Annotated in this window: 9 protein-coding genes; 5 read left to right on the forward strand and 4 right to left on the reverse strand. The window is 63.8% G+C overall.

Going from position 1 to position 6893, the window contains the following annotated elements; translation table 11 throughout:
- The first annotated feature begins 385 nt into the window (after positions 1-385).
- Together Q0S16_RS20480 and Q0S16_RS20485 are read left to right on the forward strand one after the other, a co-directional pair.
- Positions 386-829, forward strand: coding sequence for a hypothetical protein (locus tag Q0S16_RS20480; protein ID WP_366517850.1), 444 nt, complete (start codon positions 386-388; stop codon positions 827-829).
- 134 nt (positions 830-963) lie between these two features.
- Positions 964-1197, forward strand: coding sequence for a hypothetical protein (locus Q0S16_RS20485; protein ID WP_295852274.1), 234 nt, complete (start codon positions 964-966; stop codon positions 1195-1197).
- Between the two features lie 205 nt (positions 1198-1402).
- Here the strand turns inward: Q0S16_RS20485 and Q0S16_RS20490 are convergent, their stop codons facing one another.
- Entirely contained in the window at positions 1403-1663 is a 261-nt protein-coding gene (locus tag Q0S16_RS20490; protein ID WP_295852275.1) for a hypothetical protein, read from the reverse strand.
- Between the two features lie 136 nt (positions 1664-1799).
- On the opposite strand from Q0S16_RS20490, the gene Q0S16_RS20495 reads away from it, so the two are divergent.
- Together Q0S16_RS20495 and Q0S16_RS20500 are read left to right on the forward strand one after the other, a co-directional pair.
- A complete protein-coding gene (locus tag Q0S16_RS20495; protein ID WP_295852276.1) occupies positions 1800-2834 on the forward strand; it encodes a PrsW family glutamic-type intramembrane protease in 1035 nt (344 codons plus the stop codon).
- Between the two features lie 84 nt (positions 2835-2918).
- Positions 2919-3494: an HdeD family acid-resistance protein gene (locus Q0S16_RS20500; protein WP_295852277.1), complete on the forward strand. Its 576-nt coding sequence runs from the start codon at positions 2919-2921 to the stop codon at positions 3492-3494.
- A gap of 186 nt (positions 3495-3680) precedes the next feature.
- On the opposite strand, the gene Q0S16_RS20505 is transcribed toward Q0S16_RS20500, so the two are convergent.
- Genes Q0S16_RS20505 through epmA form a run of 3 tightly spaced genes read right to left on the reverse strand, consistent with a single transcriptional unit; the run spans position 3681 to position 6140 of the window.
- Positions 3681-3950, reverse strand: coding sequence for a hypothetical protein (locus Q0S16_RS20505; RefSeq protein ID WP_295852279.1), 270 nt, complete (start codon positions 3948-3950; stop codon positions 3681-3683).
- Positions 3951-3990: 40 nt separating this feature from the next.
- Positions 3991-5091: a lysine-2,3-aminomutase-like protein gene (locus Q0S16_RS20510; protein ID WP_295852284.1), complete on the reverse strand. Its 1101-nt coding sequence runs from the start codon at positions 5089-5091 to the stop codon at positions 3991-3993.
- Entirely contained in the window at positions 5088-6140 is a 1053-nt protein-coding gene (epmA, locus tag Q0S16_RS20515; RefSeq protein ID WP_295852287.1) for an EF-P lysine aminoacylase EpmA, read from the reverse strand. Before epmA ends, Q0S16_RS20510 begins: the two co-directional genes overlap by 4 nt.
- A gap of 138 nt (positions 6141-6278) precedes the next feature.
- Here epmA and efp point away from each other — a divergent pair, with 138 nt between their 5' ends.
- The gene (gene efp, locus Q0S16_RS20520; protein WP_295852289.1) at positions 6279-6845 is read left to right on the forward strand and encodes an elongation factor P; all 567 of its coding nucleotides are present in this window, start codon (positions 6279-6281) and stop codon (positions 6843-6845) included.
- Positions 6846-6893: the final 48 nt, after the last annotated feature.

Here is a 6893-nt window from a genome sequence, read left to right on the forward strand (position 1 = left end):
GTTTTTGAAGAACTTCGAGATCTTGAACAGAAAGTTTCACCATATGTGGAAGCGTTCCGAAGTATCAGTTGCGCGAGATCGTTAGTGTACCAAGGACTATCAACGATTATATTAGAAATGGAACTATCTCTTGTCACCAATACTATTTCTATTATTTCGATAGCTAAGTAAGCCAGCGGGCAGACAAGTTGTATGCACTCGCGCTAGCAAATCATGTATATATGGCGTCGAGCGGCACGCTGACGCGATGCAAAGCAGCCTGGCAGGAACTATCGCTGACATCTGGACTTGCACTTCCATGATCGATGGCACGCCTGAATTTACTTACATAAATACCATGCGTCGGATCGGCGCGCAGCCGGTCGCGATAACCGCGGTCGTCGTCGTGGCGCTGCTGATCGGCATCGGTTCGGTCGTTGCCTGGCGTGGCTATACGGGAGCGGCCCCTGAACAGGAGCGCGTCACCACCGCGCGGGTCAACCAAGCGCGGGTCGCGCAGGCCTCTGAACGACTGGTCGAAAAAACCAAGGGTCTGGAAGAATCGCAGCAGCAATCGATCGATCAATTGCAGGTGGTGCAGGACCAGCTACAGGTGATGACCAAGCTCCTCGCCTCGCAGCAGGTCGAAACCCGAAAGCTGTCCGAGCAGGTCGGCAGTATTTCCGGTACGCTGGATGCGCTGCGGCAATCCTTTGCGAGCGTCCCGCCCGTGGCCGAACCGGTACCGGCCGCGCGCACCCGGGCGCGCCACTCCCGGGCGCGCGTCACGGTCGTCCGCGCCCGTCCAAAGGCGGTGGTGCAACGCACGCGTGGCAAATCGCGCGGCTGACCGATCACTCCGCGTGAGTTGATCGGGGAAGTACTTGCTGCACCGGCCGCACGGCGCTTAGTCTGTTCGGGCTGGACGCAACCGGTCCTGTTCAAGGGGCCAGGTCATGCGATTTCTCCGGCCTGGAGCGAAACATGAAACATGCCCTCGACGAGCGTAACAAGGACGATGAAATCAGCCACAAGCATGGCGATGTTACCCTGGCCATCTGGCGCAAGATCTACGGCAAATTCTTTGCCGCCGGTCATCCGGACACGGCGACGCTGAGCGATATCGTGCACAAGCTCAACGAGACCTCGCTGAGCCAGCTACACCGCGACTACGAGACCGGGCATCTGGCCAAGAAGATCCGGAAAGCGACAGCCTAGCGTGATCATAACAACTTGAACCGAGCCGCGCTTGTCCCGGATGCGATGCATCACAAGGCGCTGCTTCGCAAAGCCGGGACCTTCGCCAGCGGCGGCGTTTGGCAGGATCCCGGCTCCGCGGTGCACGACGCGTTTCGCGGAGATGCGCGGCACCGCCTCCGGGAGATGTTTCGCGCAAGCTGAATCCGGCTCTGGACCGAGCTGGTCAGCGACGGCGGGCCACGGCAACGCCGAGTAGAAAGGCGACCAGCAGTGAACCCAGCGGCGCCTCGCGCGCAATATTGGCCAGAATGCTGAGCGGCATGCCGGGCTTCTTGCCGGATTCGATGGCGTCGCCGATGCGGTGCACGGTCTCCTTCACGGTCCCGGATACTTCCGAGAGCGTCTCGGTCAGGGTCGATTTTTGCTCCGGCACGGGATCAACGCCTTCATAAATAAAAGGCGGGGTTTGGGCGTCGTCGGTCATGGTTGGTCTCGCAGCTGTGAGGTTCGGCAGCCCAATCGGCCGGAGCCAGAATAGTTCCAGGATCACCGGATGGGCCGATACCGCTCCGCCAAGAGTCGCTCTATACCGCGCACGGAGGCCGCTATAGTTCTCGGGCATGAACCCGCTCGAATCGCTTCCGACCGTCATCGGTATCGCCGCCGTCGCGCCCGCTTTGCTGGTGCTGTGGCTGGTCATTGCCGCCGAGGAGCGCCCCGGCCCGCCCGGCCTGGTCTGGGCCGCCTTCGGGCTCGGCGCCGCCAGCATCTCGCTGCTCGGCTATGCCCGCGCGCTGTTTGCAAGCATCCCGGGCCTGACCAACGATCCAATCCTGGCGATGCTGCTGCATTCGCTGTTCGGCATCGCCGCGCCCGAGGAAATCGTCAAGATTCTCGTCATCCTCGCGGTATCCACGCAGCGCGCCCGCTCTGCCGATCCAATGGACACCGTGGTCTACGGCGCCGCCGCCGGCCTTGGCTTCGCAGCCTACGAGAACCTTGTCTATCTGCTGCAAAATCCCGACATGTGGCGCTCGCTCGCGGTGCTGCGCAGCGTTCTGACGGTGCCGCTGCACGGCGCGCTCGGCGTGATCGCGGGTGCCTATATCGCCATTGCCCGCTTCGGCCGGGCGCTCGGCACGCGGCGGCGCGACGGCCTCGCCTTCATCCGCACCCCGCTGCTGATCGTGCTGGCGCCGGTGGCGCTGCACGCCGCCTTCGACCTGCCGCTGCTGACGCTGCAGCTTCATCCCGAGATCGTCGGCCTGACGCGACGGCTGCTGGAACTATCGGGCCTGCTGATCGGTTTCGGCACGATCGCGCTCGCCGCCCGGCTGGTGCGCCGGATCGGCGCGCATCATGCGCGGGACACCGCCATTTCACGCGAGCGACGCAGCGCCCTGCGCGGCATGTGGGCGCTGCTGGTCGCTGGCGGTGGTGCCAGCTTCGCCGGCACCGCCTTTGTGCTGTCTAGCCTCCGGCACTGGTTCAGCGATCCCGAACACAATGTGACGACGATTTTGATTCCGCTCGGCGTCGTCTCGATCGCCATCGGCATCGTGCTGTTGGTCCTGACCAGCACCGCCTACATTCTCGGTCGCAACCGGCTGCGCACCGCGTCACAGGCCGGCTCCACCCTGGCCGGAGCGGACTGACAACAAACTTTGCCGGACGACACGCCCCATCGCTATGATGCGGGCTCCGCCGCCGTAGCTCTGCCCGTAACAGGAATTTTGTCCATGACGCTTCCGAACGACCTCTCCGCCCTGCAAAGCAAAATGAGCGAAGCCGTGCGGGCACACTGGAAGGCCTTTCTGTTCGAGGGCATCGTGCTCGTTATTCTCGGCCTCGCCGCGATCCTGGTGCCGCCGATCGCCGGCATCGCCATCACCGTGATGCTGGGCTGGATGTTCCTGATTTCCGGCGCCGCCGGCCTCGCGATGACGTTCTGGGCCAGGCAGTCGCCGGGCTTCTGGTGGTCGCTGATCTCGGCCGTGCTCGGCATCGGCGCCGGCATCATCCTGCTGACGCGGCCGACGCAGGGCCTGTTCACGCTGACCCTGGTGGTCGGCGCCTACTTCCTGGCCGAAGGCGTCGCCAGCATCATGTACGCGCTGCAACACCGCAAGGAACTATCCGATCGCTGGAGCTGGATGGCGTTCTCCGGCCTGATGGACATCCTGATCGCGTTCTTTATCATCTCCGGTCTGCCCGGCTCGGCGGAATGGGCGATCGGCCTGCTGGTCGGCATCAATCTGGTGATCGGCGGCTCGTCGCTGATCGGCATGGCACTGGCGGCCCGCAACAAGGGGTAAGGCGAAGCGCACGCGATCAAGCCGTTGCCCCGGACGCGATGCAGTACGAAGTATTGCTTCGCTGAGACGGGGCCGTCAGGAACATCGGCGCTTGCAATGGTCCCGGCTCCGCGGAGCGGCATGGCGGCGATGCAAGGGCATCGCCTAAGAATGCCGCACCGCGTCCGGGACACGGATCAGGCCGCCTCAGCAGCCCTTGCAGATTCCCTTGATCATGCGATCGAGGTCACGGTCCTGGGCATCGATGCGGCCGGGATCGCTGCCCCTGGTTTCGGACGGAACGTCGCCCGGACGTGGCTGGCGATGGCCTACCGGCGCGACGGGGGTATTGTCCGGCCGGGCTGTCGGCTGACGCTGCGACTTCGGCGGCAGGTTGCGCGACGACGGGTCCTGGGCCCGTGCCATCGAACTGCCCAGCAACATCAGGCAGGCCATGGCTGCGATTGTTTTCTTCACGGTGTTTCTCCAGATTTCTTGAAGCGCGCGCCGCCGACCCTCACGGCTTCGGCGGATACAGATGAACATCCCCACAATAGTCGGTAACACGATAACCGAATTCCGGTTTCGCTCCACCGTCGGCCGCGTGCGCGACGGACGAATTCCCGGACAAATATTCGGGGCCGATCGGCGACTTGCCGAAGCCGCCCGGGATGTCCAGGACATAGTCCGGCTGACACAGGCCGGAGACGCGTCCGCGCAGCGCGCGCATCAAGGCCTGGCCTTCCGCGATGCTGGTGCGCAGATGCGCGGTGCCTGGCGCCAGGTCGCCCTGGTGCAGGTAATATGGCTTGATCCGGCATTCGACGAACACCCGCATCAATTGCTCCAGCGTCGCGGCATTGTCATTGACGCCGCGCAAAAGCACCGACTGGCTGACCATCGGGATGCCGGCATCGACCATCAGGGCGCAGGCGGCGCGCGCGGCGGGTGTCAGTTCGCGCGGATGGTTGGCATGCAGCGCCACCCAGGTGGTAGCACCCGTCACTTTCAGCGCCGCCACCATTTCGGCGCTGATCCGCGCGGGATCGGCGACCGGCACGCGCGTATGCAACCGGATGATCCTGACGTGTTCGATGGCAGCGAGATCGGTCATGATCTCGGCCAGTCTACGCGGCGACAGCATCAGCGGATCTCCGCCGGTGAGGATGACTTCCCATATCTCGGAGTGATCGCGGATGTAACCCAGCGCGGCGGCATAGGCCTCGCGCGACAGCGCGGTCTCCTTGCCGGGACCGACCATCTCGCGACGAAAACAAAATCGGCAATAGACCGCACAGACATGCACCAGCTTGAACAACACGCGGTCGGGATAGCGATGTACGATGCCGTCGACCGGCGAATGGCTGTGATCGCCGATCGGATCAGCGCTTTCGCCTGGCTGTGCATAGAGTTCGGAAATGCTGGGAATGTATTGCCGCGCGATCGGATCGTCGGGATCATCAATATCGATCAATCCGGCCACCGCCGGCGTCACCGCGACGGCGTAACGCGCCGCCACTTTTTCTAATTCGTCCAATGCCGCCGCCGGCACCAGACCATGCGCGACCAGCTCGGCCGGCTGCCGCAGCGTCGCGGCGATCTTCAGCGCTGCGGTCATCGCGCGCCCGCCGGCGGCGTCCACACCACCTGATCGATGCGCGTCGCGCCCGAGGCCAGCATCACCAGCCGGTCGAAGCCGAGCGCCACGCCGGAGGCGTCGGGCATCGCCGCCACCGCTTCGAGAAATTCCTCGTCGAGCGGGTAGCGCTCGCCATAGCGGCGCGCCTTCTCATCCATGGCTTCCTCGAAGCGGCGCCGCTGCTCGTTGGCATCGGTCAATTCGCCATAGCCGTTGGCGAGTTCGACGCCGCAGGCATAGACTTCGAAGCGTTCGGCGACGCGCGGATCATGCCCGGTTGGGCGGGCCAGGGCGGCTTCCGGAGACGGATATTCGAACAATACGGTCAACCGGCCCTGGCCGAGATTCGGCTCGACATGCTCGACCAGCAGCTTGCTGAAAATATCCGACCAGCTGTCGTCCTCCGCGATCCGGATTTTGCCGGTCGCGGCCGCCGCGAGGGCGGCGCGATCACCGAGATCACCGTCGATGGTCGCCAGCAGGTCGATATCGGCAAAGCGCTTGAATGCCGTCGCCACGGTCAGCATTTCCGCTTCGGCAAACGGGTCGGCGGTGCGGCCGCGAAACGAAAACTGCTTGGTGCCGGTGGCCTGCGCGGCGTGCGCGATCACCACGATGCAGTCGGTGATGACCGCCTCGTAACCGGCATCGGCGCGGTACCATTCCAGCATGGTGAATTCGGGCAGATGCAGGTTGCCACGCTCGCGGTCGCGAAACACGCGGGCGAACTCAAAGATCGACTCTTCCCCGGCCGCCAGCAGCTTCTTACAGGCGAATTCCGGCGAGGTCCGCAGATACCGTGTCAGACGCGCGCCATCGCCGTCGATCAACTCGGTCTTCGGCGCATGCAGATGGGTCTCGTTGCCGGGCGACCGCTGCAGGATGCCCGTCTCGACCTCGACGAAGCCCTGGGCGTCGAACCACGCCCGGGTGGCCCGGGTGACGGCGCCGCGCGCCAGCAGGAAGCCACGGCGGTCCTGGTGCCGTCCGGGGCTCCACCACGGCGACAAATCAGCGGTCGGAGCCATCAGCGCTGTGCCTTTCGGGGGCGCAAAACGCTGGCATCACGGGGCAAAATGCGTATGTTGCGCGCAGACAACGCTTCGCTGGCCACAGGACACCCTCGTCCGGATCGGTCCCGGGCCTGAAATCTAGGAAACACACCTGTGAAAGTCATCGCCAGTTCTATCCGCAAGGGCAACGTGATCGAGCAAGACGGCAAGCTCTACGTGGTTCTGACCGCCGAGAACATCCACCCCGGCAAGGGAACCCCGGTCAGCCAGATCGAAATGCGCCGAATCAGCGACGGCGTGAAGATCTCGGAGCGCTACAAGACCACGGACGCGGTGGAAAAGGCGACCATCGAGGACCAGAACTTCAATTACCTCTACAAGGACGCCGACGGCTTCCACTTCATGAACAACGACAATTACGACCAGGTTGCCGTGCAGAAGGACGTGATCGGCGATGCCGAGGCCTATCTGACCGAGAACATGACCGTGAAGCTGTCGCTGCATGGCCTGCTGCCGGTGTCCATCACCATGCCGCAGCGCGCCATCGTCGAAGTGGTCGACACCGAGCCGGTCACCAAGGGCCAGACCGCGTCCTCGTCCTACAAGCCGGCGATGCTGGCTAACGGCATCCGTACCCTGGTGCCGCCGCACATCGGCACCGGCACCCGCATCGTGGTGATGACCGAAGACAATTCCTACGTCGAACGCGCCAAGGATTGATGGGCGTCACGCACTGAAACGTTCCCCGGACGCGGAGCGGCATACTTA

The sequence above is a fragment of the Tardiphaga sp. genome (genome assembly GCF_025356345.1).
Lineage (GTDB): Bacteria > Pseudomonadota > Alphaproteobacteria > Rhizobiales > Xanthobacteraceae > Tardiphaga.